Here is a 20977-nt window from a genome sequence, read left to right on the forward strand (position 1 = left end):
CTCAATGTCAATCTGCCGAGATCGCGCAGGATAATGGCCAATATCCTCTGGCGTCATAAACCGTGGAACCATGGCACCATCAGTACCGTCACCAGCATCACCAGCACTGTGAAGGGCACGCCCACCTTGACGAAGTCGGCAAAGCGGTACTGGCCCGGGCCGAGCACCAAGGTATTCACCGGTGAGGAAACCGGGGTCATGAACGCCGCGGATGCCGCCAAGGCCACAGTCATGGCGAACGGATAGGGCGAAAGGCCCAACTGTGTTGCCGTGCTGATGGCAACGGGCGCCATCAGTACGGCGGTGGCGGTGTTGGAGATGAACAGGCCGATCACCGCTGTGACCGTGAACAGGCAGGCGAGCATGGCGATCGGCCCGGCGCCGCCCAGCAGGCTGACCAGCCCGCCCACTGCCAGGTCGATACCCCCGGTCTGCTGCAGCGCCTGGGCGAAGGGCAGCATACCGACGATCAATATCAGGCTTGGCCAGTGAACGGCGCGGTAAGCGCTGTTCATGTCGATGCAGCGCCCGGCCCCCATCAGCAGGCAGCCGATCAACGCGGCGATCACATTGGGTACCACGCCGCTGACCATCAGCCCGACCATCACCGCCAGGCTGATCAGGGCATAGGGTGCCCGGGTACGGGCCGGTGCCACTTGGTCGATCTCGGCAGGCAAGCTCAGTACCAGGAAGTCCTTTGGCTGGCTTTGCAGCTGGCGTACCGCCTTCCAGGGGCCGACGACCAGCAGCGTGTCGCCAAGGCGCAGCGGTTCTTCCACCAGTCGCTCGTCGATCGCCGCCTGCTCACGGCGCAAGCCAACCACGTTGAGGCCGTAGCGGGTACGAAAGGCAAGGTCCAGGATTCTTTTGCCGATCAGTTGCGAGCCGTGGGGCAGGGACACTTCGGCCATGCCCAACTCCTGGGACTGGTCGATGAAATAAGCGGCCTTGAAATGAAGAGGTTCCAGTTGCATGGTTTGACACAGGCTGCGCAGGTCATCGCGATTGGCGAACAGGTCGAGCAGCAGCACGTCACCCTGCTGCAGGACGGTGCTCGAATCGGCGGCGATCACCCGCGTGGTGAACTTGTGCTGGCGCTCGATACCGATCACGTTGGCGCCATGCCGGGTGCGCAGCTCAAGCTCCCCGAGGGTATGGCCGATCAACGGCGATTGCGCCCGAATACGTAGCCGCCGCTCCCGGCCGTTGAGCTTGTAGTCCAGTACCAGGTCGAGCAGGGTGCGGCGGCTCTCCACCCGGCCGTCCTTGCGTACTTCGCCGTTGAGCCAGTGGCGTGTCAGTAGCATGTAGCCAATCCCCAGCACCAGCACCACCAGGCCGAACGGCGTGAAACTGAAGAAGCTGAAACCTTGCTCGCCTTGGCGTACCAGTTCGCTGTGCACCACCACGTTGGGTGGTGTGGCCACCAGGCTGAGCATGCCACTGATCAGGCCGGCGAAGCTCAGCGGCATCATCAGGCGGCTTGGCGAAATCTGCAGACGTGCAGCGATGCTCAGCACCACCGGGATGAAGATCGCGACCACGCCCGTCGAACTCATCACCGAACCCAGCCCGGCCACTGAAACCATCAGCAACACCAGCAGGCGCGCCTCGCTGTTGCCTGCCCGGTCGCTCATCCATTCGCCGATGCGATAAGCGATGCCGGTACGCACCAGCCCTTCGCCGATCACGAACAAGGCAGCGATCAATACCACGTTGGGGTCGCTGAAGCCGGCCAGGGCCTGCTCCACGGTGAGGATGCCCGACAGTGGCAGGGCGAGAATCACCAGCAGCGCGACGACGTCCATGCGTGGTCGGTTGATGACAAAGAGCATGATGACGACAGCCAGCAGGCCGAGGACCCAGAGCAGTTCCTGGTTCATGGGGCGGGGGTGTTCCTTCACTCAAGGGGGCACGAAAGACAGTAGCAGTCAGTGTGGCAGCTTGTGGTGAAGAGGGTGTTGATGAGGGTCAGCGGGGAGAGGGTTTGCCTTGTTAAGGCGGCGGGAGACTGGGTGATCGATGCAGGAGCCGGCAAGCCGGCCCCTGCAGAGGCTGCGCTGAATCAGTGACGGTGGCGGCGGTGCTTCTTGCCGTTGTTGTCACCCAGGTGGTTGCCAATCGCACCACCTGCCGCGCCGCCCAGGCCGGCGCCGATGGTCGAGCCGGTCGAGCCGCCGACCTTGCCGCCCAACAGCGAACCGCCTGCCGAGCCCAGGCCACCACCGATGGCGGCTTCGGTGCGGTTGCCCTTGCGCGCAGCCACCGCGCTGCCGGCGGCACCGCCAAGGCCTGCGCCGACAGCTGCACCAGTGCTGCCGCCGAGCTGTTGGCCGACAACATTACCCAGGACGCCACCCAGGCCACCGCCGATGGCGGCGGTACCGTCACCGGCGAAAGCGCCTTGGCACAGCAGCAGGCCAAGGGCAAGGGAAGGCAAAGTCAGACGCATGATAGGGAGCCTCGAAGAATCATCAGGTTAAGAGTGGATTGCAAAGACGTGTCAGCGATAGCCGCGGTCACGGTAGCGGCGATCGTCATCGTCGCGGTCATGCCGGTGATGGTGGCGGTGATCACGGTCGCCATCGCGCCATCCGCCATCGTCATCGTGGTAGCGATGATGGTGGCAGCCGGCAACCAACAGAAAAGCGGCGATCAGAGAAAGGCTTGCAAGGCGGGTCATCACGATATAGGTCCTTGATCCGCATAGGTTTACGGGACACTTGCTGAGACTGTGATCGATCCGTTTGGTTTCCTGGGCGGGCAATTTTTTGCCGCGGTGACGACGAGTGGCGTGCCTGCCGGCTGCTGTTCTGTCCCGCTCGGTCATGGCTCGACTGCGGCTGGGCGCTTAGACTTGGCACAGGCCGCAACGAAGACGGCCATCTGCCACACGGTGAATCATGATGATCGCCCATACACCCACGCTGTTCGCCGCCGTTGCACTGGTCGCGACCATCCTGGCGTTCTGCCTGTTGCTGGTCGGCCAGTCCAATCGCCAAGACAACCTCTGGCTTACCGCTTGCGGTTTGCTCGCCCACGCGTTGGCCTACGTTTGCTACACCGTTTATGGGCACGCCCCGCTGTGGTTCAGCTACGGGGTGGGCAACAGCCTGCTTTCACTGGCCCTGGCCTTCTATTCGGCCAGCCTGTTTCGCGTGCGCGAGCAGGCTGTGCCGTGGCGGCAGGTCTTCATCATTCCCGCCTGCATGCTGGTGGGCCTGATGCTGCTGCTCGACACCGTGGAGCCGCGCATGCTGCTGGCGACGCTGGTGCTGATGCTGCAGTGCACGTTGATCCTGTACTGGGTGCGGCGCCACGTCGAACGGCCGGGCAGGGCGCACCTGTTGCTGCAGATTGGCGCCCTTGTCAGCCTGGTCGGGCTGGGCATGCGTGCGCTTGCAGTGGTCAATGGCACGGCCGTGGAAATGCGCTACGACACCAGCAACCTCAAGCAGAGCATTTCCGTCGCCATCGGTACGGTAACGGTGATGATGTACTCCATCGGCCTGGTGCTGATGGCCAAGGAGCGCAGCGAATCACGCCTGCAGCACCTGGCCTTGCGCGATGTGCTGACGGGTACCTACAACCGGCGGGCGATTCTGGAGCGCTTTGCCTGCGAGCTGGACCGCGCCCGTGGCGAACGCAGCAGCTTGGCCGTGGCGATGATCGACCTCGACCATTTCAAGCGTATCAATGACCTGTATGGGCACTTGGCCGGTGACGAGGTGTTGTGCCATTGCGTGCGTCAGTTGGAGCAGCGCCTGCGCAACGGCGACAGTCTTGGCCGCTATGGGGGGGAGGAGTTTCTGCTGCTGTTGCCACGCACCGATCGTGACGGCGCGATGGCAGCCTTGCAGGGCCTGAGGGAGGCCATTGCCCTCAGCCCGGCGCACTTTGCCGGTGGCCAGATCACGCTGCGCTTCAGCGTGGGGCTGTGGTGCGGCGTGCCTGGCCCGCACGACACTACCGCGAGCCTGCTCGCCCAGGCTGACGCGGCGCTGTATCAGGCCAAGGCAGCCGGGCGCAACACGGTGCACATGGCGGCGTTGACCGCTGCCGGTTGAGTCAGGACGCCGGGTGGATGGCCAGCACAACGCCATTGGTGATCTGCACCAGTACATAGTGGTCGCCCATGCGTACCCAGTGGCTTTCTTTCTCCGGTGCTGGCAGGCCCTTGGCCTTCCAGTCGGTCAAGGCTTCGTCGTCGCGTTTGTACTGGTCGGGGGCCTTGTCGCCCACTTTGAGTTCGCGGTTGTGAGTTTCTGGTGCGGTAACGCTCTCTTCAGCCGAGGGTGCGGCTGACGCCATCATTGGCAGGCAGGGCAGGGCGGCGAGTAGCAGTGAAGGCAAAAGACGAGGTACTTTCATGACAATCTCCTGTTGGCGGCATGCCTTATCTGCGACAACAGCCCCCGTGTGACAATTCACTCGCAATGCTGCGCAGTGCTAGAGTCGCTTTCTTTTTTGCCCCGAGGATGGAACATGCGAGCAATTCTGCCGATGGCTGCGGCGCTGGTATTGGTCGGTTGCGCTTCTGCAGCCATGGATACGGCCCGTGGCGGCAAGCCGACTGCACAGCTCGATTCGCACAAGGCGCCGGAGCGGGTGGCCCAATGCATCCAGTTCAGTTGGCAGAAGGAGGATGTGTTCGGGGACGACGCCAGTGGCTACCTGGAGCCGCGCAAGCAAGGTGGGCTGACGGTGTATACCCGCGAAGCGGAGTCGTTCGTGGATGTCTACCCGCAGGCGGGTGGCACGCGGGTGGATTACTACGCGCAGAAGAACGACGGCGTGGCCTTGCAGCGGCGGGCGGCGGCGGCCACCTGCCTGTAACGCTTGGAGCTATTGGGGGCTTTGCCGGCGCCTCGCTGGCAAGTCCGCCAAGGGGCCGGGGACCGCAACTCAAATAACAAGGACGTACAATCATGGACCGATCGCATCAACTCAACCGCGCCAGCTGGGATGAGCGCGCGCCGCTGCATGCCGCCTCGAAGGACTACGAGGTCGAGCTGCTGGTCCAGCAGCCCGCGCACCTTTCCGAGACCGTACGCTTCGACTTGCCACGCCTTGGCGATATTCGAGGCCTGCGCACAGCTCATCTGCAATGCCATATCGGCACCGACACCTTGTCGCTGGCGCGGTTGGGCGCGCTGGTCTGCGGCCTGGACTATTCGGCAGCTTCGCTGATGCAGGCGCGGCGCCTTGCCGGGCGTTGCAATACGGCCATCGACTACGTAGAAGCCGATGTCTATCAGGCCGATCAGGCACTGCAGGCAAGCACCTTCGACCTGGTCTACACCGGTATCGGTGCATTGTGCTGGCTACCGCGCATCGAGCCTTGGGCCCGTGCAGTGGCGGCCTTGCTCAAACCTGGCGGACGGCTGTTTCTGCGCGATGGGCACCCGATGCTGATGGCCGTCAATGAAGACCACCAGGACCGGCTGCAACTGGAGTATCCCTACTTCGAACAAGAAGCACCGACGGTTTGGCACAGCGACCAGACCTACGTCGACAGCGATCAACGCCTCACCCAGACCGAAACCCATGAGTGGAACCACGGCCTGGGCGAAGTCATCAGTGCCTTGCTGGCGCAAGGGCTGCAACTGGCGGCCTTGGTCGAGCACCAGAGCATCCCCTGGGAGGCGTTACCCGGGCAGATGGACAAAGGCGCCGACGGCGAATGGCGCCTGCGCCTGGCGCCCGAGCGCTTGCCGCTGAGTTACACCCTGCAGGCGATCAAGGCCTGATCAGGACAGGTAACCACCGTCGACATTGAGTGCGGTGCCGGTGGTGTAGCTGGAGGCATCGCTGGCCAGGTACAGCACGGCGCCGGCCATTTCCTTGGGGTCGGCCACGCGTTTGAGTGGGATCCGCTGCAGTGCGGCGTTGAGGATTGCATCGTTTTTCACCAGCGCCGACGCGAATTTGGTGTCGGTCAGGCCCGGCAGCAAGGCATTGCAGCGGATGCCGAATTGCGCGCATTCCTTGGCGAAGACCTTGGTCATGTTGATCACCGCTGCCTTGGTCACCGAGTAGATACCTTGGAAGTGGCCCGGTGAAACCCCATTGATCGACGCCACGTTGATGATGCTGCCAGCGCCGTTTTCACGCATCAGCTTGCCGGCTTCGACCGACATGAAGAAATAGCCGCGGATATTGACGTCGACGGTCTTCTGGAACGCACCTGCGTCGGTATCCAGCACATTGCAGAACTGCGGGTTGGTGGCGGCGTTGTTGACCAGCACGTCCAGGCGCCCGAACTGTTCGCGGATACTGGCGAACACCTGCTGGATCTGTTCCAGTTCACCGATGTGGCAGGCCACTGCAGTGGCCTTGCCGCCTGCGGCGATGATCGCATCGGCCACCTGCTGACAGCCCTCCAGCTTGCGGCTGGAAACGATCACATGGGCGCCTTGCTGGGCCAGCAGGTGCGCGATGGCTTCGCCAATGCCACGGCTGGCGCCGGAGACGAAAGCGATCTTGCCATCGAGGTCGAACAGGTGGGTCTTGGACATGCTGTTTTCCTTGTTGTCTGTCGTCAGAGCGTGGACTTGGCCATTACCTGCAAGCTCATCTGCTCCAGCAGCCGGTTCATGTGGATGAACTGGGCGAAGCGCTTGTCCTGGGTCTGGCCGTGGTAGAAGCGGTAGTAGATCTGCTGCACGATGCCCGCCAGGCGGAACAGCCCATAGCAATAGTAGTAATCGAAGTTGTCCAGGCGTATGCCCGCACGCTCGGCGTAGTAATCGACGAACTGGCGGCGGGTCAGCATGCCGGGGGCATTGCTCGGCTGGCGTCGCATCAATTGCACCGGCGCCGGGTCGCCTGCCTCGATCCAGTAGGCCAGGCTGTTGCCCAGGTCCATCAGTGGGTCGCCGATCGTGGCCATCTCCCAGTCCAGCACGCCAATGATGCGCATGGGGTTTTCAGCATCGAGGATCACGTTATCGAAGCGGTAGTCGTTGTGCACGATGCCTGGGCGAGGGTGGTCGGCCGGCATCTTTTCACGCAGCCAGGCAATGACCTGCTCCCAGCGCGGCGCATCGGGTGTCAGGGCCTTTTCGTAGCGGCCGGTCCAGCCTTCGATCTGGCGCTGCACGTAGCCTTCAGGCTTGCCCAGGTCGGCGAGGCCGCAGCTTTGGTAGTCGACCTGGTGCAGCTCTACCAGGCGGTCGATGAAGCTTTTGCACAGGGCCTCGGTACGGGTGGCATCCAGGTTCAGTTCGGCGGGAATGTCCGAACGCAGGATGATGCCGTTTACCCGCTCCATTACATAGAACTCGCCGCCGATCAGGGTTTCATCGGTGCAGTGGGTGTAGGCCTTGGGGCAGTAAGGGAAGCCGCTGTTGAGCTGGTTGAGGATGCGGAACTCACGGCCCATGTCGTGGGCCGACTTGGCTTTCTGGCCAAAAGGCGGGCGCCGCAGCACGAACTCACGGTCTGGGTAAGCGACCAGGTAGGTCAGGTTGGAGGCCCCCCCGGGGAACTGGCTGATGTGCGGTGCGCCTTCAAGGCCCGCGATATTGGCCTTGAGGTAAGGGTCGATGACGGCCGCGTCGAGTTCTTCGCCGGGGCGTACCTGGGTGGACTGGTCGGTGAGCGTCATGCGTTTACCTTATTATCGATCGCAAGGATTATTGGCTAATCTAATGGCCTCGATGCGCTGGTACAAGCGTGCCAGATGCCATATAGGTTTGGGTGTTGCCGGCCGATCACTGCACCGAATGCACACTGGCGGGCAAAAAAAAACCGAAGCCGGTCAGGCTTCGGTTTTCGTCTCGCGCGGTGCGCCCATCACTCAGGAAGGGAACAGCTCGCTGAGCTTCATCGACAGCATCATGTCGCCTTCAACGCGCAGCTTGCCGCCCATGAACGCCTGCATGCCGTCGGTCTCGCCACTGACGATGCCTTTGAGGGTTTCGCTGTCCATGACCAGGGTGCAGTTGGCGTCCGGGTTCTCGCCTTCCTGCAGGTCGCAGGTACCGTCCTTGACGATCAGGGCGTATTTCTTGCCTTCGTCGGTGATGTCGAAGCCGAACACCAGGTCAAGGCCTTCGGCTGCAGACGGATTGAACTTCTCTTGCATCTTTTTCACGGCATCAGCTACGGAGGTCATGGCGCATTCCTTATTGAGTGATTTCACGTCCCTAACAGGGACACAACAGGCCGGGCTCACCTATAGGTAATGAGCTCCGGCACCTTCAACAACTGCACATGGGCCTGGTTGTTGAAGGAAGCCAGTGCCACGTCACGGCCGCGGAACTTCAGCTGGCTGAGCGACGTGTTGATGATCTGCCAGTTCAGCGCGAAGGCCTGGCTGGGGGTAATTCCGGTAGTCAGGTGAAGCAGGGCGGCAATGGTGCCGCCCGAGGTGAACACCGCGATATTGTCGCCGCTGCCAGCGCTGTCCAGCACACGTTGCAAACCACCCTGGACTCGCGTGGTGAACGCCTGCCAGGTTTCCAGGCCGTCGTCGGCATGTTCGCCGGCGTGCCAGCGCTGTACCATCAGGGCGAACAGACGCTGGAATTCGCTGCGGTTCTGCGCGCCATTGCGCAGGATGTGCAGGGCCTGCGGCTCTTCGGTCAGCAGGCCGGGCAGCAGGGCACGGATAACACCGTCGGCATCGAACTCATTGAACGCAGGGTCGGTCTCAATGGCGGGCACTGCGCAGCCATTACCCTGCAGTGCCTGCAGTGCCAGCCGCGCAGTGTCTTGCTGGCGGCGCAGGTCACCCGCCACGCATCGGTCCAGGCGCAGGTCCAGCCGGGCGAGGTGTTCACCCAGTGCCTGGCTTTGCCGCACACCCACCGGCGACAGGACGTCATAGTCGTCGGCACCGAATGAGGCTTGGCCATGTCGGATGAGGTAGAGATTGCCCACGAAGGTATCCGGCCGCTTGAAGGTTGCTGCGAGGTTAGGATGCGCCACACGGGCTGTCAACGAAAAAACATACAAGCGTTTGAAAAGGTCGTTTGAACTGTGTTGCCAGCGTTTACCGCAGCTGGCAGCGCCACGGGCGCACCGGTATGCTTGCTACAGTTTCGCGCCGTACAGGCGCAGGTTCATAAGGAGTCAACGTGGAGTTTCTTGCCGAATACGCAAGCTTTCTCGCTAAAACCGCCACCCTGGTGATTGCCATCCTGGTGGTGCTGTCTGCCATCGCCGGCTTGCGCGGCAAGGGGCGGCGCAAGGCTGGCGGGCAGTTGCAGGTCACCCGTCTCAACGAGTTCTATAAAGAGCTGCGCGAGCGGCTGGAATCCGGCCTGCTCGACAAGGCCCAGCTCAAAGCCCTGCGCAAGCAGCAGGCCAAAGCGGAAAAACAGCAGAAAAAAGGTAAGGCCGAAGAGAAGGGCCGGGTGTTCGTGCTCGACTTCGATGGCGACATCAAGGCGTCCGCCACCGAAAGCCTGCGCAACGAAATCACGGCACTGCTGACCCTCGCCACGCCACATGACGAAGTGGTGCTGCGCCTGGAAAGCGGTGGTGGCCTGGTGCACAGCTACGGCCTTGCGGCCTCGCAACTGGCGCGTATCCGCCAGGCCGGCATCCCGCTGACCGTGTGCATCGACAAGGTGGCCGCCAGCGGTGGTTACATGATGGCTTGTATCGGCGAGAAAATCGTCAGCGCGCCGTTTGCCGTGCTCGGTTCGATCGGCGTGGTAGCGCAGTTGCCGAACGTCAACCGTCTGCTGAAAAAGCACAATATCGATTTCGAAGTGCTGACTGCCGGCGAGTACAAGCGCACCCTGACCGTGTTCGGCGAGAACACCGAGAAGGGGCGCGAGAAGTTCCAGGAAGACCTGGACATCACCCACCAGCTGTTCAAGGACTTCGTCGCCCGCTACCGCCCGCAGTTGCACATCGACGAAGTAGCCACCGGCGAAGTCTGGCTGGGTGTTGCCGCGCTAAACCGCAAGCTGGTGGACCAGTTGCAGACCAGCGACGAGTACCTCAGCGAGCGTGCTCGCAACGCCAACCTGTTCCATGTGCACTATGCCGAACGCAAAAGCTTGCAGGAGCGAATCGGCATGGCGGCGAGCGGTGCGGTGGAGAACGCCGTGGTGGGGCTGTGGAGCAAACTTGGCCGCTTGCGCTAACACCTTGAACCCCTTGAATATTTTTTCTGTTCAGGGGGTTGCAAGGTTGGCGGAATGCAGACATAATGGCGCCCATCGAAACGCAGCAAACTTTGAAAAAGGTTCTACGTTTCAAGGAGATAGAAGCGCAAGCAACTAGATCCGAACTTTGAGGCCGAGTAGCAAAGTGGTTATGCTCCGGATTGCAAATCCGTCTACGCCGGTTCGATTCCGACCTCGGCCTCCACATTCGAAAGCCCCGCAGATTAACGTCTGCGGGGTTTTTCTTTATGGGTCAAAAAAGCCAAGAGTTCCGAAACAAAAGGCATGGAGTTCCGAAACTTCAGCCTTTCGAGGGCTTGGCAATGGCGCCGACGCGGCGGTAAACGCGCTCGGTGATCCCTTCTTTCGAGTGGCCCAGCAGCACGCTTGCATCGCTCAGATCGTTGATTTCCGATGCCGCTTTCGGTCGGATATCGCGGAACTGGAACTGGGAAATTCGATTAGCCAAGTCCGGCTTCTTTTCCATTTCAGCTTTCACCCTGGCAGCCTCGCGAGCTTCCGCCCACCGGTTGCGCAGCATGGGCCAGCTCATGCGCTTGCCGTGCTCGTTGACGATGAAGAACGGTGAGAGGCGCTGGCTCGTGTATCGGATTATTCGGTCCAGCAGCAGGCCCAGGCTGTTCCTCACGCCATTCGCTTCCAGGACGATCCTCAGTCGCTTGCCAGTCTTGTCTTGGCTGACCAGTAGGTAGATTCCTTCCATATCGTCCTTCCGCATGGACAGCACATCCGACGGCCGCTGAGCATTACGACCGATCAGCTCAGCTCGCAGTCGCTTAACCTCTTTCCGCAGCCGCTCAACCTAGCCAAGAGCGGCGTGAGTGTAGAGCGGACCGAGCTTGGCGATTTCGTCGAGGCCTGCGCGCCATCCATCTGCGTAGCCCTGATCCCAGTCATGGCCCATGCTCAGCTTGGCCTTGCAGGCCGGCAGCACCACGGGCTCGCCCGGGTACTGTTCGACTGCGCCCGTGAGTGGTCCGAACGGAATCATTGGCAACCCGGTCGCCGCCGGATCCCTCTCTGCCTCTTCTTTGGTCCACCAGATGGCAGTACCAACCATCCAGGCTATTGGCTCGGGGGGCTGCGGGGCTGGCTTGGACAGAAGTTCGCGCAGCGTTTCGAGCGCGTGACGGCGGGATACGTTAATGACTTCACCGCTCGGCTCGCGGGATGCTGACTGGATAAGGCTACGCGGCACGCTGACCATCTCTGTGTTGCTGGATCGGTTTTCTGCGGGCATGGGGATACCTCGGAGCCTGGCAAAGCCGGGCTACGCTAAAATTGTCGCGGGTTGAGGAGGGTTGGAGATGACTACAAATTTCATCTGCCAGAAATGTGAGAAAGAAACGGACGCCGAGCTGGATTACGATGGGGAGTTAGACAGTCAGGCTTTCTACTGCCAGCACTGTGGGGCTAAGCATGTTTCGGTGAATGAGGCCCGTGCACCCGGCGGCCCAGTGGAAATGCAGTTCCGGCTGATCGAAGATTAGGCTGCTACCGCTCGTCGCTCAGTGGCACGCCAGAGGTCATTCGCGCGGGCCAGGGCGGCCATCGGCGGCGGGCTGACGCTGTTGCCGCACATGTGCACCTGCTCGGTCTTGGTGAACGACTTGCCGTCGGCGCCCTTGTCGATGATGTAGCTGGACGGGAAGCCCTGCGCGCGATAGAGCTCGTGCGGCTGCAGCATGCGCAGGCAGATGTCGACGATCACATAGGGGGTGCCCTTCACGAACACGGTGACCAGGCCCAGGCGATCCTTGGTGGTGACTGTCGGCGCTGGTGAGTCGCAGGCGCTGATGTTCTCCGTGCCGTAGTAGCTGATCAGGAACGCGGCGACGCGCAGGGCGCCTTCCTCGTGCTCCGGCGATAGCTTGTACTCGAGTAGGGCGTGGCGGCGGTCATCATCGGTACTGGTTCATCCACGGCCCTGCCCACGCAATTTCGACGCAGTGTGGCGAGGCTGGCAGTTACCAGTCGCTGCTGGCTGCCTGTGTTGGTGACCGTGGTCAGACGGCTCGTCTGCGCCCTTGGCTGGTGTGGTGTTGAATCCGCCGTGGCTTGTTCAATGAAGGCTGTGCGCACGCCAATGGCATGGGCTGCACCCGCAGGCCTCTTGTAGTTGCCGCCGCTCGTGATGGTCGGTACCGGACCGGTGATAGCTGCTCCCTCGCTATTGAACCTGAACTTGACCAGATGCCCCGATGCCAGCGCACGGTGGCTCTGGGTCATCAGGGTACCCATTAGCTGGTCAGCTGCTACTGGCTTACCGGCATACATCGGGCCGCCGGCCCCGACCATCACAGGGCTGGCTATCATCAGCTCGCCACGGTTGGCAGCAGTTACTGTTGGCAGGGGATCGCCCGGGTTATTCACTCGGTCTGTGCCCTGATGTGTTGCTGGAAGAATCACCGGGCTCGCCATGGCGAAGGATCCGCCGCGCGGCCAGGAGGTCATCGTGCGAAGTGGCTCGTGCGCCGACTGGGCCAGCTCGCCCGACCAGTTCGAGATCGGGACGATGAAGGGCTGCGGGTTGTCCAACACGAACTTCTTCATGCTCTTGGCCACCCGACGCAGAGTTGCTGCAGCCAATTCCTTCTTGCGGCCGAAGATGCTCTTGCTCGGTACGTTCCAGTCAATGCAGTCGGCGGCGGTGCGCCACTTCTGCTGACCCTTGGCGGGGTTCTTGGCGTGGGTCGGCTCTGGCCACACGATAGGCTGGCCATCGCAGCGGGCGATCATGAAGAGGCGCTCGCGGCTGGTCGGCGCGCCGAAGTCGCAGGCCTTGATGATGCGCCACTCCACCTGGTAGCCCATGCCTTCGAGCAGATGCACGAAACGGCGCCAGGTGATGCCGCAGCGTTTCGGGTCTGGCACCAGGAACTGCTGCTGCACCGGTACACGCTCGCCAACGGCAGCCACGGTGCCGTCCAGCTTCATCACCCGGCCAGTGGCCTTGTCGCGCTTCGCCATCAGCGGGCCCCACTGCAAAATCTGCTTCACATTCTCGAGGCTGATGACCCGGGGCTTCTTCTTGCCTGCCCACTTCAGGCCGATCCACGACAGGTTGCGGATCTCACGCTTGCGCGGCTGCCCGCCGGCAGCCTGGTTGTAGTGCGTGCAGTCCGGACTTATGTGGAACCAGCCAACCGGGCGGCCCTGGCATTCCTCATCCGGGTCGCCGTCGAAGACGTCGGTGGTGAAGTGGCGCGCAGCCGGGTGGTTGGCGGTGTGCATGCTGATGGCCGCAGAGCTGTGGTTCTTGGCAACCGTCACCGGGCGGCCCAGGCCCATTTCCAACCCGGTACCGGCACCGCCGCCACCGCAGACGAAGTCCACCACGATCTCGTCGTCTTGCGGATCGAAGCCAAGGCCGTACTGGGTTTTGAAGTCGAGATGGTTCTTTTTCTGGAATGAAGACATGGGCGGTCCTCGCCGGGGTGGCGTGATTCGTTGAATAGGAGTGTTATGCTTTGACGCTTACTAGGCAGGGAGAGCTGTGATGGGGCTGTGGGAACCAGTCAGAGCGTTTGGCTCACGATTAGCGGCGACGAAAACACGAACTGCATCATTCGCAGGGCTCGCGATTTGGATAGTTTTCCTGCGGTACGGAGAGCCATCTACGTCATTGGTCACGCTTTCCATGCCGCTCGGAATTGCACTATTTGCCATGGGACCACTAGAACTAATTCCAGGTCATTGGTACAGGCTAAATTTCTTCGTCAATGCCATGACCACCTGCTTATTTTTTGCCAGCATGATGTTCGCGGTGGTGGCAATGGCTTTTGAACTTCCTTTGAGCAAGAGCGAAGGATCGATCTTTTGCCTTGTCTGCTGGGCTTTACTGCTGGTTGCTTTCTATGGCGCGCTCCCTTGGATGAAGCGGTCGCCTTTTCACCGATTAAGCGAGAATCGTTTGGCGTACAGTCCCCCGGAAGATATGCAAAAAGCTAAGCAGGAATGAGGTTTGATACAGGTTAATCCCGGGGGAGGGGAAGGCGCTGGCGGGCAGCGGGTGGTGTCAGGTTTTGCGGACGGAATCGATTTTTGGTATAACGCCCGGCCATTTCACAGGAAGGAACCTCATGAAACGCACAATCATTGGCGCATCCATCATCGCCATTGCTGTTATGTCCCTCAGCGGCTGCTGGGAGTCCGAGGCAGACAAGAAGGCCAAGGAACAACAGGAAGCGAGCGAGAACTTCTGGAACATCACTCCGCCTGATGAAAGCCAGGACAAAGGTTTCAAGCCATGAAGCACTACTTTGCCCCAATGTTCGCTGCCGCGCTCGCCATTGGCTTGGTCGGCTGTAAAGAAGACGCCGTCGACACTGCCGCCTACGAGCCCACTGCAGAACACTGCCAGCCCGACTACCTGAAAACTCTTCCGGACAACAAGGCCCGCGAAGACCTGGTCGAGAAGTGCATGACCGGTGGTTCGTACAAGAAGTCAGAGCCGAAGACCTGGTAGCGTCGGTTCTTCGTCATCCAGCGCCGCCTCATCAGGTGGCGTTTTCGTTTGCGGGCGAATGCGCTGCTTCGGGTCGCTGTCGAGGATGACGCCGATGTAGTGGCCACAGTCAGCCATGATGATGCCGGGCTCGCCGTTGCCGATAACCCGGCGACCTACCTCGGCCGGCACGTCGTAATGGCAGCGAACGTAGTCGCAGTTGTAGTTGCTCATGGCTTTCTCCCTGCATGCGCCCCCCTATGTGGCCGGATGCGGCATGATGGCAATTTGATGCTTGATGGGGTATTACGGGATTCCCGGCATTTGGGACGGACTGAGGAGTTTTTAATGCAAATTGATTTGAATGAGCCTGGTGCTTGGACGCTTCAATCGATAGCAGCACTTATCCGTTCTGCATCGGATGAAGACGATCATGTCCAGCTGCGCGTTACCAAGGACGGTATCGCTTACATCTCCCATGGCATCGTTGGGAATCAGGATACGGACAATTTGAGCTTCCGCCTTGAGACCTGGTGCTGTGGCAATGGATATGTAGGGGCTGCCGCATCCGAAGATGAGGATTGGGTTAAGCGTATTTACGAGGTTGTAACTAAAAACTGGCCTGACCCCACCTTCACTTACATTGATATTTACTGAGGGGCGACTATCTCACGCCAGTCAGAAGGCAGGATCTGGTCACCAGGTTCGCGCTTTATCTCGGCCATGCTTGCTTCATTGAGCTGACGCGCTAGTTTTGGCGAGATGTAAAAAGCTGGCGCGTCAGGTCGTTCAAGTCGACGCGCCCGCTCTTCAGGCTCCTGCGCAATCCACGACAAGGCCAGGTCCTGCCAGAGTTCCTGTACCTGGTTGTAGCCGTGACGCTCGATCTCGGCAGCCATAGCAGCCTTGATTCCTTCCGGCATGTGGAAGAACACCTTCTCGATGCCCAGCTTCTTCGCCTGGGCCGTCTGCCGGGTTCGGTAATCCGCTGAGTGCTTCGCGACACCGGTCTTTTCCTCGTCCATCGCTGATACCTCCCAAGCCGCTGGGCGGCAAGTTGATGTGCTGTTGGCGCCGGCAGTGCCGGACGCGGGCGGTGATGCGTATCAAGCGGAAAGCTCCATGTCTCTGTCATGCCAGCCGGCAAGCCACCAGCCGCAGTTCACCGTCAGCCAGCCATAGGGCTGGGCATCGCGGGACTGGCTGTTGTCGCGGCAGGCGCGCCCGAGGTAGTAGGCGGTGGGGTGAACCTGCTGCCGGCGCTTCATGGCTACGCACCGGCCAAATAGTGGAGCGGGGCGAATGGTATGTCGTCATCGAAGCTGTCGTGATCAGGTGGAGCTGCCTGCGGGTTCTGTTGCGGGCGAGCAGGCCGCTGTTGCCGTGGCTGCCGATCTGGCATTTGCCCTGGCTGCTAGCCCTGTGGCCGGCTACCGAGCAACTGCATTGTGCCGTTGATGTCGACGACGATCTCCGTGGTGTAGCGCTTGATGTCGTCTTTCTCCCACTCGAGGGTCTGTAGCTTGCCCTCGATGTAGCATTGGGAGCCCTTGGGCAGTTACTCGTCGGCGATTTCGGCGAACTTCCCGCACAGCGACACGCGGTGCCACTCGGTGGGTTCGACCTTCTCGCCTGAGCGCTTGTCTGTCCATTGCTCGCTGGTGGCCAGGCTGAGGTTGGTCACAGCGTTGCCGTTGGGCAGGTAGCGTACCTCTTGGTCCTGGCCGCAAGTGCCAACCAGGATGACCTTGTTTACCCCGCGGCTCATGACTGGGCAAGGCTGATGAGGCCCTAACCCGGGTGTCGCCGTAATCGCAGCAAGAGCTAGCAGTTACCTGATGATGCCTTTCGTAGCAGTGCTAGGCACAAAGCCTCCGGTGCCTTGGTTGGGGCATTTTTCTCGCAACTTGCGCATTAGCTCTGGGTACTTAGCTTCCTGCTTCTTCAGCATTTCCTGATCATTACGCTTCAAGTCGGAGCACTTGGGCTCTTTGACATCCTCGGCGCACGCGGAAAGGGAGCTCATCGCAGCAGCGATAGCAGTGGCACAGATCAGTTTTTTGAACATGAAACCCATCCTTGAAGAGTTGAACTTTGGCTGCCGAGCACTTGTTGTGCACTCGACAGTCAACACCTCGGCCTGAGGTATGTCTCATATCAAGCTCCACCCCCGCCAGATAGCGCCATGCTGATCCGGTGGCCGGGCGAATCTACAGCGGCTGCATAGGGCAGCCGAACCGCCATGCCTGAGTGAGCGCGGCGGGGGCGGCATCATACCTCATGTTGAGCGAGTGAAAGTGCCACTTCCGGCACTTCTAGGAACTAGGAGCAATATCTTGGACAGCCAGCATAAGAGAATCACCGGCTACCGTGACCTCACCCAGACTGAGATCGATGGCATGAACTCGATCAAAGCCCTGGAGGCAGATACCCGTGAGCTGTTCAAGCAGATCGGTCAGATCGAAGGGGTAGACCAGCGCACGTTGGCCTTGGCCAAGACCAACCTGCAGCAGGGCTTCATGTGGTTTGTGCGCTTGATCGCCAAGCCCGCTGATCCTTCCAGCTGATGGCCAAGGCGCCTTACACGACTTGTAACCTGTACGTGGACGGTGCCGATGGCATCGCGGGCGGCGACTTCATCACCACCGCAGCCGGATCTGCATACCTGGTACAGGCGCTTCGATTAAGCCGCACCAGGCCTGAGCGCAAGCACATGCACTGCCTGCGCTGGCCGATTGCCGAGGTGCCGTTGGATGCCCGGTGTTTCCAACTGACCTGGTACAAGAGATAGGGAGCGTGAGCCATGGCCCGCATGACCGCGACGATCGTCTGCCGGCAGAGCTGGTGGCTTAAGTACTACCTGGCCGGCGTCCTTGCTATGCCCCACATCACAGGACGCGAGCCGGACCTTGGCCGTGTATTCCGGTGGATAGAGCGCGGCATAAAGGGTCGAGGTGCGCTGATGGCCAGGCTCAAGACGCTGGGCACCGCGCATCAAGGAAAGCGCAGGCTCGCGGGTCAAGGTGGTCACGCCAGGCAGTTGGCGAAGCGGAATGACCAGCTCTCAACGTGGCTACGACTACCGATGGCAGAAGGCACGGGAGCAGTACCTGCGTGACAACCCGCTGCGCATCTACTGCGAGCGGAACGGCCGCATAACTGCCGCCAGGGTTGTCGACCACATCGTTGCTCACCGTGGAGACCTGCTTCTCTTCTGGGATCAGACCAACTGGCAGAGCCTCTGCAAGCCTTGCCACGACTCCGTCAAGCAGGCCGAGGAGGCAGCGGGGCTGGGTGGCTGAGGCGTCAGCAGATCGTCGAAACCCGGTGGAGCGATAAAAAAGCACGCCAGTGACGTGCCGCGAAACAGGTAGGGGGGTAAAAAGCTAGGGATTCTCATCTAGCTAGACCGCATCCGACCCCACGTATACATTTTTCTCCCCCCTGAAGGTTTTTGTTAATGGTGTTAATAGACAAACAGCGACAGTTTGTTGACGCTAAGGCCCGTGGTGCGCCCAACAAAGAATCGGCGGAAGCCGCAGGCAGCAAGCCTTCGACTGCTGCTGCAGCCGGTTCACGCTGGGCCAATGATCCGAAGATCGCATCCGCAATTTTGGCTCGCCGAGCCGAGCTCAGGATCGAGCTCGTGTTAACCCTGAGCCGAAAAAGCGTAGAACCAAAGCGAAGGCTGTTGAGGCTAGCGGTCAGCCAATCTTATTGTGAAAGCTGGACGGTATGTATCAGGGCGCAGCGGAGTCGACGGCCGTTGGTGTATGGCGAGGGAGATGGTCAAAGCTGGCGTTTCGCGCCCCCACGCTTTAGGCTACCGCCGGGCTCGAGGGAGCCCATTACCACGCTAAACGCAATGACCGAAGGATCAGAATATGGATATCAAATTGGCTCGGCTGGGTGCAGTCATGGGGTTGGCCATGATTTTGGCAGCTTGCTCGGAGGAAAAAGTGCCCGAGCCGACAGCAGACAACTGTGCTCCGGAGATGTACGAAAAGAATCTGGCGAGCTTATCGAAAGAGTCTAACCGTAACGAGTTCATCGCAAACTGCAAGAGTTTCGTCGCTGCGAAGAAGATGACCAAATGGGAATTCAAGAAAAGCCCAGAAGACAATTTCTGAGACTCCAGCCTGACAAGCCACTTCGGCCAATAAGGAGCCTACGGGCTCCTTATCCTTCGGATCGCGCTCGGCGCCCCTTTTGCCCAGAACCGCCGTTCTCGGATGGCTCCAGATCATCGCACTTCTCGATTAGATGTTCCGTCTTTTTGCCATCTGGTAGCTTCTCCCAGTACTCAGGAGTGCAATGCTCTTCTGACACTGAATAATCAGCCTCGCCGACCGCCATGGCGAAACCTGAAGCAAGCGCAGCGGTGAGAAAAATTACAGATTTGATTGTCATAGGTTCATTCCTTTGAGATGGTCGGCTGTTATAGCAAAACTCCTTCGGTTCACAAAGGCGTCTGTCCGTTACCTTGGGGGTCTGCTATGGGTCGATTGCGGTCAGTCGCGACCGGCTACTTTCGACCCAGAGCAGCTGTTGGAGGTGTCTGCAAATCCAAGGTCGATTCAGTGCGACACCAACCGTTCAGCAACTGGAGGGTTAGTCAAACTTTCCCACGTGCGAACCAGGTTTATAGCCTTCAATCACAAGGACTTGCGAGACTTCACAGTCCGGATAGATCCACTTGCCCCAGTTGGCCAAAACCCAATCCTTACTGAGGCCGAGGCTTTCTGCATTGCTCTCCCTAGGTAGCCAAACCAGCGGCAGACCGGCTTTATAGCCAGTGGTAACCATCAGCCCAAAGCGACGATCCTCGTCCAGTGTTTCGAAAACCATGAAATCCACAACCTCTTCATAGGGGTATGAACCCTTGGCTCTGAATACGGTTCCGCGACTGAAAACCTCATTTGAGCATTCAAGAAGTGTTGTCACGAAATTCTCTTTTCCTTATGTACAGGTAGCCCAAGGGTTTGAGTAGTGTACGACAACTCGTGGCTCAAACACCTGCTGGGTGGCTGAAGATAGAGTTCGCCGGGATCGTGTCCCGGGAAGTGGTGTAACTGAACCAGCCGAAGGCGCCCTGCGTGCCCTTTCTATGTGCCGACCGGCCAGGGATTGGTTCTTGTTGAGTACCAATTTATGAGCCGAACAGCTCTCTATCCCAGGCAAGCGGGTGGGTAGCATGGGCGCGACTTCCAGAAGGAACCGTTATCCCTAGCCGTTAATGAGGTGTGCCATGCCCAAGGTCGTTCACTTTCACCGTACCGGTGACGCTGATGTTCTGATTCTCGATGAAGTCGCTGTACCCGCGCCGAAAAGCGGCGAGGTGCAGATCGAAGTAAAAGCTATCGGCTTGAACCGTGCGGAAATCATGTACCGCACTGGGCAGTACGTGATTGATCCGCAGTTCCCGGCGAAGCTCGGCTATGAAGCGGCCGGGGTTGTCCGCGCGGTTGGTAGTGACGTCAGCGACGTTGTTCCAGGTGACGTAGTTAGCGTCGTGCCGTCGTTCTCATTCGCTGATTACGGCATGTATGGCGAGGTGGTCAATGCGCCCGCGCATGCTGTCGTCAAGCATCCGTCCAACCTCAGCTTCGTGGAGGCAGCGGCCAGCTGGATGATGTTTGTCACTGCATACGGCGCCCTGGTTGAGTACGGCAATCTAAAGGCTGGCGAAACCGTGCTCATCCCGGCCGCGTCGAGCAGTGTGGGCCTGGCAGCGATCCAGATCGCCAACACGCTAGGCGCCATCCCGGTGGCCCTTACTCGCACAAGTGCCAAGCGCCAGGCGTTGCTGGATGTTGGTGCAAAATATGTAATCGCCACCCAGGAATCGGATTTGATTGCCGAGGTGGCCGCGATCACCGAGGGCGAAGGCGCGCGTATTGTTTTCGACCCCGTTGGTGGCCCCGAGGCAACCAAGTTGATCAAATCCATGGCCAATACCGGGATCTTCTTCCAGTACGGCGCTCTCGATCATCGCGATATCCCGGTTCCGGTCTTCGACATTCTTGGCAAACACCTGACCGTGCGCGGGTACGAGCTGTTCGAAATCACCACAGATATTCAAAAGCTGGCCAATGCCAAGGCATTCGTTGGCAAAGGCTTGGCAGGTGGTCAGCTCAAGCCCGTCATCGACCAGGTCTTCCCGCTCAATGAAATTGCGGCAGCACACCGCCGAATGGAGTCGAATGCGCAGATCGGCAAGATCGTCGTCGTGGTTGACTGAATAGCATCCTGCGGCCGTCAGCCAGGCTGCGGTATGCCATCGCTGCTTGCTACCAAGCAGTGATGGCATATTTTGTTTTGGTGTATGAGAGAGGCGCCTGGCTTCGCTATCGTCCTTAGTGCAGAGTACGTCTGGCCCAATGCA

Annotated in this window: 29 protein-coding genes, 1 tRNA gene and 3 pseudogenes; 15 read left to right on the forward strand and 18 right to left on the reverse strand. The window is 60.1% G+C overall.

What is annotated here, in order from left to right; genetic code table 11:
* Positions 1–53 precede the first annotated feature (53 nt).
* From NGJ21_RS24695 to NGJ21_RS24705, 3 genes are all read right to left on the reverse strand, one after another.
* Positions 54–1883 (reverse strand): SLC13 family permease, encoded by a 1830-nt coding sequence (locus NGJ21_RS24695; RefSeq protein ID WP_251962825.1) that lies wholly within the window; start codon positions 1881–1883, stop codon positions 54–56.
* Positions 1884–2065: 182 nt separating this feature from the next.
* Positions 2066–2452: a glycine zipper domain-containing protein gene (locus NGJ21_RS24700; protein ID WP_039604046.1), complete on the reverse strand. Its 387-nt coding sequence runs from the start codon at positions 2450–2452 to the stop codon at positions 2066–2068.
* 51 nt (positions 2453–2503) lie between these two features.
* A complete protein-coding gene (locus NGJ21_RS24705) occupies positions 2504–2683 on the reverse strand; it encodes a hypothetical protein (RefSeq protein WP_046785716.1) in 180 nt (59 codons plus the stop codon).
* Positions 2684–2906: 223 nt separating this feature from the next.
* Between NGJ21_RS24705 and NGJ21_RS24710 the strand changes: the two genes are divergently transcribed.
* Positions 2907–4067 carry a GGDEF domain-containing protein gene (locus tag NGJ21_RS24710; protein WP_119687428.1) on the forward strand — a complete coding sequence of 387 codons (1161 nt, stop codon included), beginning with the start codon at positions 2907–2909 and terminating at the stop codon, positions 4065–4067.
* A 1-nt stretch (position 4068) separates the two neighbouring features.
* Here NGJ21_RS24710 and NGJ21_RS24715 read toward each other — a convergent pair whose 3' ends face one another.
* The gene (locus NGJ21_RS24715) at positions 4069–4371 is read right to left on the reverse strand and encodes an RcnB family protein (protein WP_115274385.1); all 303 of its coding nucleotides are present in this window, start codon (positions 4369–4371) and stop codon (positions 4069–4071) included.
* A 114-nt stretch (positions 4372–4485) separates the two neighbouring features.
* Here NGJ21_RS24715 and NGJ21_RS24720 point away from each other — a divergent pair, with 114 nt between their 5' ends.
* Positions 4486–4836, forward strand: coding sequence for a hypothetical protein (locus tag NGJ21_RS24720; RefSeq protein WP_115274386.1), 351 nt, complete (start codon positions 4486–4488; stop codon positions 4834–4836).
* A gap of 92 nt (positions 4837–4928) precedes the next feature.
* Positions 4929–5750, forward strand: a complete 822-nt coding sequence (locus tag NGJ21_RS24725) for a class I SAM-dependent methyltransferase (protein ID WP_115274387.1) — start codon at positions 4929–4931, stop codon at positions 5748–5750.
* Here NGJ21_RS24725 and NGJ21_RS24730 read toward each other — a convergent pair whose 3' ends face one another.
* From NGJ21_RS24730 to NGJ21_RS24745, 4 genes are all read right to left on the reverse strand, one after another.
* Positions 5751–6518 carry an SDR family oxidoreductase gene (locus tag NGJ21_RS24730; protein WP_251962826.1) on the reverse strand — a complete coding sequence of 256 codons (768 nt, stop codon included), beginning with the start codon at positions 6516–6518 and terminating at the stop codon, positions 5751–5753.
* 23 nt (positions 6519–6541) lie between these two features.
* A complete protein-coding gene (locus NGJ21_RS24735) occupies positions 6542–7609 on the reverse strand; it encodes a phosphotransferase family protein (protein WP_251962827.1) in 1068 nt (355 codons plus the stop codon).
* A gap of 192 nt (positions 7610–7801) precedes the next feature.
* A complete protein-coding gene (locus tag NGJ21_RS24740; RefSeq protein ID WP_039601984.1) occupies positions 7802–8119 on the reverse strand; it encodes an SCP2 sterol-binding domain-containing protein in 318 nt (105 codons plus the stop codon).
* A gap of 56 nt (positions 8120–8175) precedes the next feature.
* Entirely contained in the window at positions 8176–8886 is a 711-nt protein-coding gene (locus NGJ21_RS24745) for a histidine phosphatase family protein (RefSeq protein WP_125923970.1), read from the reverse strand.
* A gap of 197 nt (positions 8887–9083) precedes the next feature.
* Between NGJ21_RS24745 and sohB the strand changes: the two genes are divergently transcribed.
* Both sohB and NGJ21_RS24755 read left to right on the forward strand, forming a co-directional pair.
* The gene (gene sohB / locus NGJ21_RS24750) at positions 9084–10103 is read left to right on the forward strand and encodes a protease SohB (protein ID WP_251962828.1); all 1020 of its coding nucleotides are present in this window, start codon (positions 9084–9086) and stop codon (positions 10101–10103) included.
* A 152-nt stretch (positions 10104–10255) separates the two neighbouring features.
* Positions 10256–10329: transfer RNA gene (locus tag NGJ21_RS24755), tRNA-Cys, on the forward strand.
* A 96-nt stretch (positions 10330–10425) separates the two neighbouring features.
* Here the strand turns inward: NGJ21_RS24755 and NGJ21_RS24760 are convergent.
* Together NGJ21_RS24760 and NGJ21_RS24765 are read right to left on the reverse strand one after the other, a co-directional pair.
* Positions 10426–10848: a site-specific integrase gene (locus tag NGJ21_RS24760; RefSeq protein ID WP_237858848.1), complete on the reverse strand. Its 423-nt coding sequence runs from the start codon at positions 10846–10848 to the stop codon at positions 10426–10428.
* 99 nt (positions 10849–10947) lie between these two features.
* Entirely contained in the window at positions 10948–11385 is a 438-nt protein-coding gene (locus tag NGJ21_RS24765; protein ID WP_237858846.1) for a hypothetical protein, read from the reverse strand.
* A 67-nt stretch (positions 11386–11452) separates the two neighbouring features.
* Here NGJ21_RS24765 and NGJ21_RS24770 point away from each other — a divergent pair, with 67 nt between their 5' ends.
* Positions 11453–11635: a hypothetical protein gene (locus NGJ21_RS24770; protein WP_237858844.1), complete on the forward strand. Its 183-nt coding sequence runs from the start codon at positions 11453–11455 to the stop codon at positions 11633–11635.
* Here the strand turns inward: NGJ21_RS24770 and NGJ21_RS24775 are convergent.
* A pseudogene (locus tag NGJ21_RS24775) lies at positions 11632–13565 on the reverse strand (DNA cytosine methyltransferase). The gene NGJ21_RS24770 and the pseudogene NGJ21_RS24775 overlap by 4 nt on opposite strands.
* Before the next feature lie 79 nt (positions 13566–13644).
* Here NGJ21_RS24775 and NGJ21_RS24780 point away from each other — a divergent pair.
* The 3 genes from NGJ21_RS24780 (at position 13645) to trbK (NGJ21_RS24790) (ending at position 14613) form a co-directional block, all read left to right on the forward strand.
* Positions 13645–14106, forward strand: coding sequence for a hypothetical protein (locus NGJ21_RS24780; protein WP_237858842.1), 462 nt, complete (start codon positions 13645–13647; stop codon positions 14104–14106).
* A 121-nt stretch (positions 14107–14227) separates the two neighbouring features.
* Positions 14228–14398: a hypothetical protein gene (locus NGJ21_RS24785; protein WP_237858840.1), complete on the forward strand. Its 171-nt coding sequence runs from the start codon at positions 14228–14230 to the stop codon at positions 14396–14398.
* Positions 14395–14613, forward strand: coding sequence for an entry exclusion lipoprotein TrbK (trbK, locus tag NGJ21_RS24790; RefSeq protein ID WP_237858838.1), 219 nt, complete (start codon positions 14395–14397; stop codon positions 14611–14613). The genes NGJ21_RS24785 and trbK (NGJ21_RS24790) overlap by 4 nt, the downstream gene beginning before the upstream one ends.
* Here the strand turns inward: trbK (NGJ21_RS24790) and NGJ21_RS24795 are convergent.
* Entirely contained in the window at positions 14593–14826 is a 234-nt protein-coding gene (locus NGJ21_RS24795; RefSeq protein WP_237859040.1) for a hypothetical protein, read from the reverse strand. The genes trbK (NGJ21_RS24790) and NGJ21_RS24795 overlap by 21 nt on opposite strands.
* 114 nt (positions 14827–14940) lie before the next feature.
* Here NGJ21_RS24795 and NGJ21_RS24800 point away from each other — a divergent pair, with 114 nt between their 5' ends.
* The gene (locus tag NGJ21_RS24800) at positions 14941–15249 is read left to right on the forward strand and encodes a hypothetical protein (protein ID WP_251962829.1); all 309 of its coding nucleotides are present in this window, start codon (positions 14941–14943) and stop codon (positions 15247–15249) included.
* On the opposite strand, the gene NGJ21_RS24805 is transcribed toward NGJ21_RS24800, so the two are convergent.
* The 4 genes and pseudogenes from NGJ21_RS24805 to NGJ21_RS24820 form a co-directional block, all read right to left on the reverse strand.
* Complete coding sequence (locus NGJ21_RS24805; RefSeq protein ID WP_251962830.1) at positions 15243–15617, reverse strand: hypothetical protein; 375 nt, start codon at positions 15615–15617, stop codon at positions 15243–15245. The two genes, NGJ21_RS24800 and NGJ21_RS24805, sit on opposite strands and share 7 nt — an antisense overlap.
* 81 nt (positions 15618–15698) lie before the next feature.
* Entirely contained in the window at positions 15699–15860 is a 162-nt protein-coding gene (locus NGJ21_RS24810; protein ID WP_237858821.1) for a hypothetical protein, read from the reverse strand.
* Positions 15861–15862: 2 nt separating this feature from the next.
* A pseudogene (ssb, locus tag NGJ21_RS24815) lies at positions 15863–16360 on the reverse strand (single-stranded DNA-binding protein).
* Between the two features lie 63 nt (positions 16361–16423).
* A complete protein-coding gene (locus NGJ21_RS24820) occupies positions 16424–16660 on the reverse strand; it encodes a hypothetical protein (protein ID WP_196997875.1) in 237 nt (78 codons plus the stop codon).
* Positions 16661–16928: 268 nt separating this feature from the next.
* On the opposite strand from NGJ21_RS24820, the gene NGJ21_RS24825 reads away from it, so the two are divergent.
* The 4 genes and pseudogenes from NGJ21_RS24825 to trbK (NGJ21_RS24840) all read left to right on the forward strand — a co-directional run bounded on the left by NGJ21_RS24825 (position 16929) and on the right by trbK (NGJ21_RS24840) (position 18722).
* Complete coding sequence (locus NGJ21_RS24825; RefSeq protein ID WP_237858818.1) at positions 16929–17159, forward strand: Acb2/Tad1 domain-containing protein; 231 nt, start codon at positions 16929–16931, stop codon at positions 17157–17159.
* Positions 17159–17383 carry a hypothetical protein gene (locus NGJ21_RS24830; RefSeq protein WP_237858815.1) on the forward strand — a complete coding sequence of 75 codons (225 nt, stop codon included), beginning with the start codon at positions 17159–17161 and terminating at the stop codon, positions 17381–17383. Before NGJ21_RS24825 ends, NGJ21_RS24830 begins: the two co-directional genes overlap by 1 nt.
* A 171-nt stretch (positions 17384–17554) precedes the next feature.
* Positions 17555–17894: pseudogene (locus NGJ21_RS24835) on the forward strand (HNH endonuclease).
* A 582-nt stretch (positions 17895–18476) separates the two neighbouring features.
* Complete coding sequence (gene trbK, locus NGJ21_RS24840) at positions 18477–18722, forward strand: entry exclusion lipoprotein TrbK (RefSeq protein WP_237858813.1); 246 nt, start codon at positions 18477–18479, stop codon at positions 18720–18722.
* A 49-nt stretch (positions 18723–18771) separates the two neighbouring features.
* Here the strand turns inward: trbK (NGJ21_RS24840) and NGJ21_RS24845 are convergent, their stop codons facing one another.
* Positions 18772–19002, reverse strand: coding sequence for an entry exclusion lipoprotein TrbK (locus NGJ21_RS24845; protein ID WP_251962831.1), 231 nt, complete (start codon positions 19000–19002; stop codon positions 18772–18774).
* A 201-nt stretch (positions 19003–19203) separates the two neighbouring features.
* The gene (imm45, locus tag NGJ21_RS24850; RefSeq protein ID WP_237858809.1) at positions 19204–19536 is read right to left on the reverse strand and encodes an Imm45 family immunity protein; all 333 of its coding nucleotides are present in this window, start codon (positions 19534–19536) and stop codon (positions 19204–19206) included.
* A gap of 304 nt (positions 19537–19840) precedes the next feature.
* On the opposite strand from imm45, the gene NGJ21_RS24855 reads away from it, so the two are divergent.
* Complete coding sequence (locus tag NGJ21_RS24855; protein WP_115274390.1) at positions 19841–20833, forward strand: zinc-dependent alcohol dehydrogenase family protein; 993 nt, start codon at positions 19841–19843, stop codon at positions 20831–20833.
* The last annotated feature ends 144 nt before the right edge of the window (positions 20834–20977 follow it).

Source organism: Pseudomonas sp. Marseille-Q5299 (genome assembly GCF_943737035.1).
Taxonomy (GTDB): domain Bacteria; phylum Pseudomonadota; class Gammaproteobacteria; order Pseudomonadales; family Pseudomonadaceae; genus Aquipseudomonas; species Aquipseudomonas putida_E.

Excerpts from the sequence above, each read along its gene's own strand:
- NGJ21_RS24830 (WP_237858815.1), top strand. The coding sequence starts at position 17,159 with ATGGCCAAGGCGCCTTACACGACTTGTAACCTGTACGTGGACGGTGCC.
- NGJ21_RS24800 (WP_251962829.1), top strand. The coding sequence starts at position 14,941 with ATGCAAATTGATTTGAATGAGCCTGGTGCTTGGACGCTTCAATCGATA.
- NGJ21_RS24735 (WP_251962827.1), bottom strand. The coding sequence starts at position 7,609 with ATGACGCTCACCGACCAGTCCACCCAGGTACGCCCCGGCGAAGAACTC.
- NGJ21_RS24770 (WP_237858844.1), top strand. The coding sequence starts at position 11,453 with ATGACTACAAATTTCATCTGCCAGAAATGTGAGAAAGAAACGGACGCC.
- NGJ21_RS24795 (WP_237859040.1), bottom strand. The coding sequence starts at position 14,826 with ATGAGCAACTACAACTGCGACTACGTTCGCTGCCATTACGACGTGCCG.
- NGJ21_RS24805 (WP_251962830.1), bottom strand. The coding sequence starts at position 15,617 with ATGGACGAGGAAAAGACCGGTGTCGCGAAGCACTCAGCGGATTACCGA.
- NGJ21_RS24720 (WP_115274386.1), top strand. The coding sequence starts at position 4,486 with ATGCGAGCAATTCTGCCGATGGCTGCGGCGCTGGTATTGGTCGGTTGC.
- NGJ21_RS24765 (WP_237858846.1), bottom strand. The coding sequence starts at position 11,385 with ATGCCCGCAGAAAACCGATCCAGCAACACAGAGATGGTCAGCGTGCCG.
- NGJ21_RS24710 (WP_119687428.1), top strand. The coding sequence starts at position 2,907 with ATGATCGCCCATACACCCACGCTGTTCGCCGCCGTTGCACTGGTCGCG.
- trbK (WP_237858838.1), top strand. The coding sequence starts at position 14,395 with ATGAAGCACTACTTTGCCCCAATGTTCGCTGCCGCGCTCGCCATTGGC.
- NGJ21_RS24810 (WP_237858821.1), bottom strand. The coding sequence starts at position 15,860 with ATGAAGCGCCGGCAGCAGGTTCACCCCACCGCCTACTACCTCGGGCGC.
- NGJ21_RS24740 (WP_039601984.1), bottom strand. The coding sequence starts at position 8,119 with ATGACCTCCGTAGCTGATGCCGTGAAAAAGATGCAAGAGAAGTTCAAT.
- NGJ21_RS24705 (WP_046785716.1), bottom strand. The coding sequence starts at position 2,683 with ATGACCCGCCTTGCAAGCCTTTCTCTGATCGCCGCTTTTCTGTTGGTT.
- NGJ21_RS24780 (WP_237858842.1), top strand. The coding sequence starts at position 13,645 with ATGGGGCTGTGGGAACCAGTCAGAGCGTTTGGCTCACGATTAGCGGCG.
- NGJ21_RS24725 (WP_115274387.1), top strand. The coding sequence starts at position 4,929 with ATGGACCGATCGCATCAACTCAACCGCGCCAGCTGGGATGAGCGCGCG.
- NGJ21_RS24820 (WP_196997875.1), bottom strand. The coding sequence starts at position 16,660 with ATGTTCAAAAAACTGATCTGTGCCACTGCTATCGCTGCTGCGATGAGC.
- NGJ21_RS24695 (WP_251962825.1), bottom strand. The coding sequence starts at position 1,883 with ATGAACCAGGAACTGCTCTGGGTCCTCGGCCTGCTGGCTGTCGTCATC.
- trbK (WP_237858813.1), top strand. The coding sequence starts at position 18,477 with ATGGATATCAAATTGGCTCGGCTGGGTGCAGTCATGGGGTTGGCCATG.
- NGJ21_RS24700 (WP_039604046.1), bottom strand. The coding sequence starts at position 2,452 with ATGCGTCTGACTTTGCCTTCCCTTGCCCTTGGCCTGCTGCTGTGCCAA.
- NGJ21_RS24730 (WP_251962826.1), bottom strand. The coding sequence starts at position 6,518 with ATGTCCAAGACCCACCTGTTCGACCTCGATGGCAAGATCGCTTTCGTC.
- NGJ21_RS24855 (WP_115274390.1), top strand. The coding sequence starts at position 19,841 with ATGCCCAAGGTCGTTCACTTTCACCGTACCGGTGACGCTGATGTTCTG.
- NGJ21_RS24785 (WP_237858840.1), top strand. The coding sequence starts at position 14,228 with ATGAAACGCACAATCATTGGCGCATCCATCATCGCCATTGCTGTTATG.
- NGJ21_RS24715 (WP_115274385.1), bottom strand. The coding sequence starts at position 4,371 with ATGAAAGTACCTCGTCTTTTGCCTTCACTGCTACTCGCCGCCCTGCCC.
- NGJ21_RS24845 (WP_251962831.1), bottom strand. The coding sequence starts at position 19,002 with ATGACAATCAAATCTGTAATTTTTCTCACCGCTGCGCTTGCTTCAGGT.
- NGJ21_RS24760 (WP_237858848.1), bottom strand. The coding sequence starts at position 10,848 with ATGGAAGGAATCTACCTACTGGTCAGCCAAGACAAGACTGGCAAGCGA.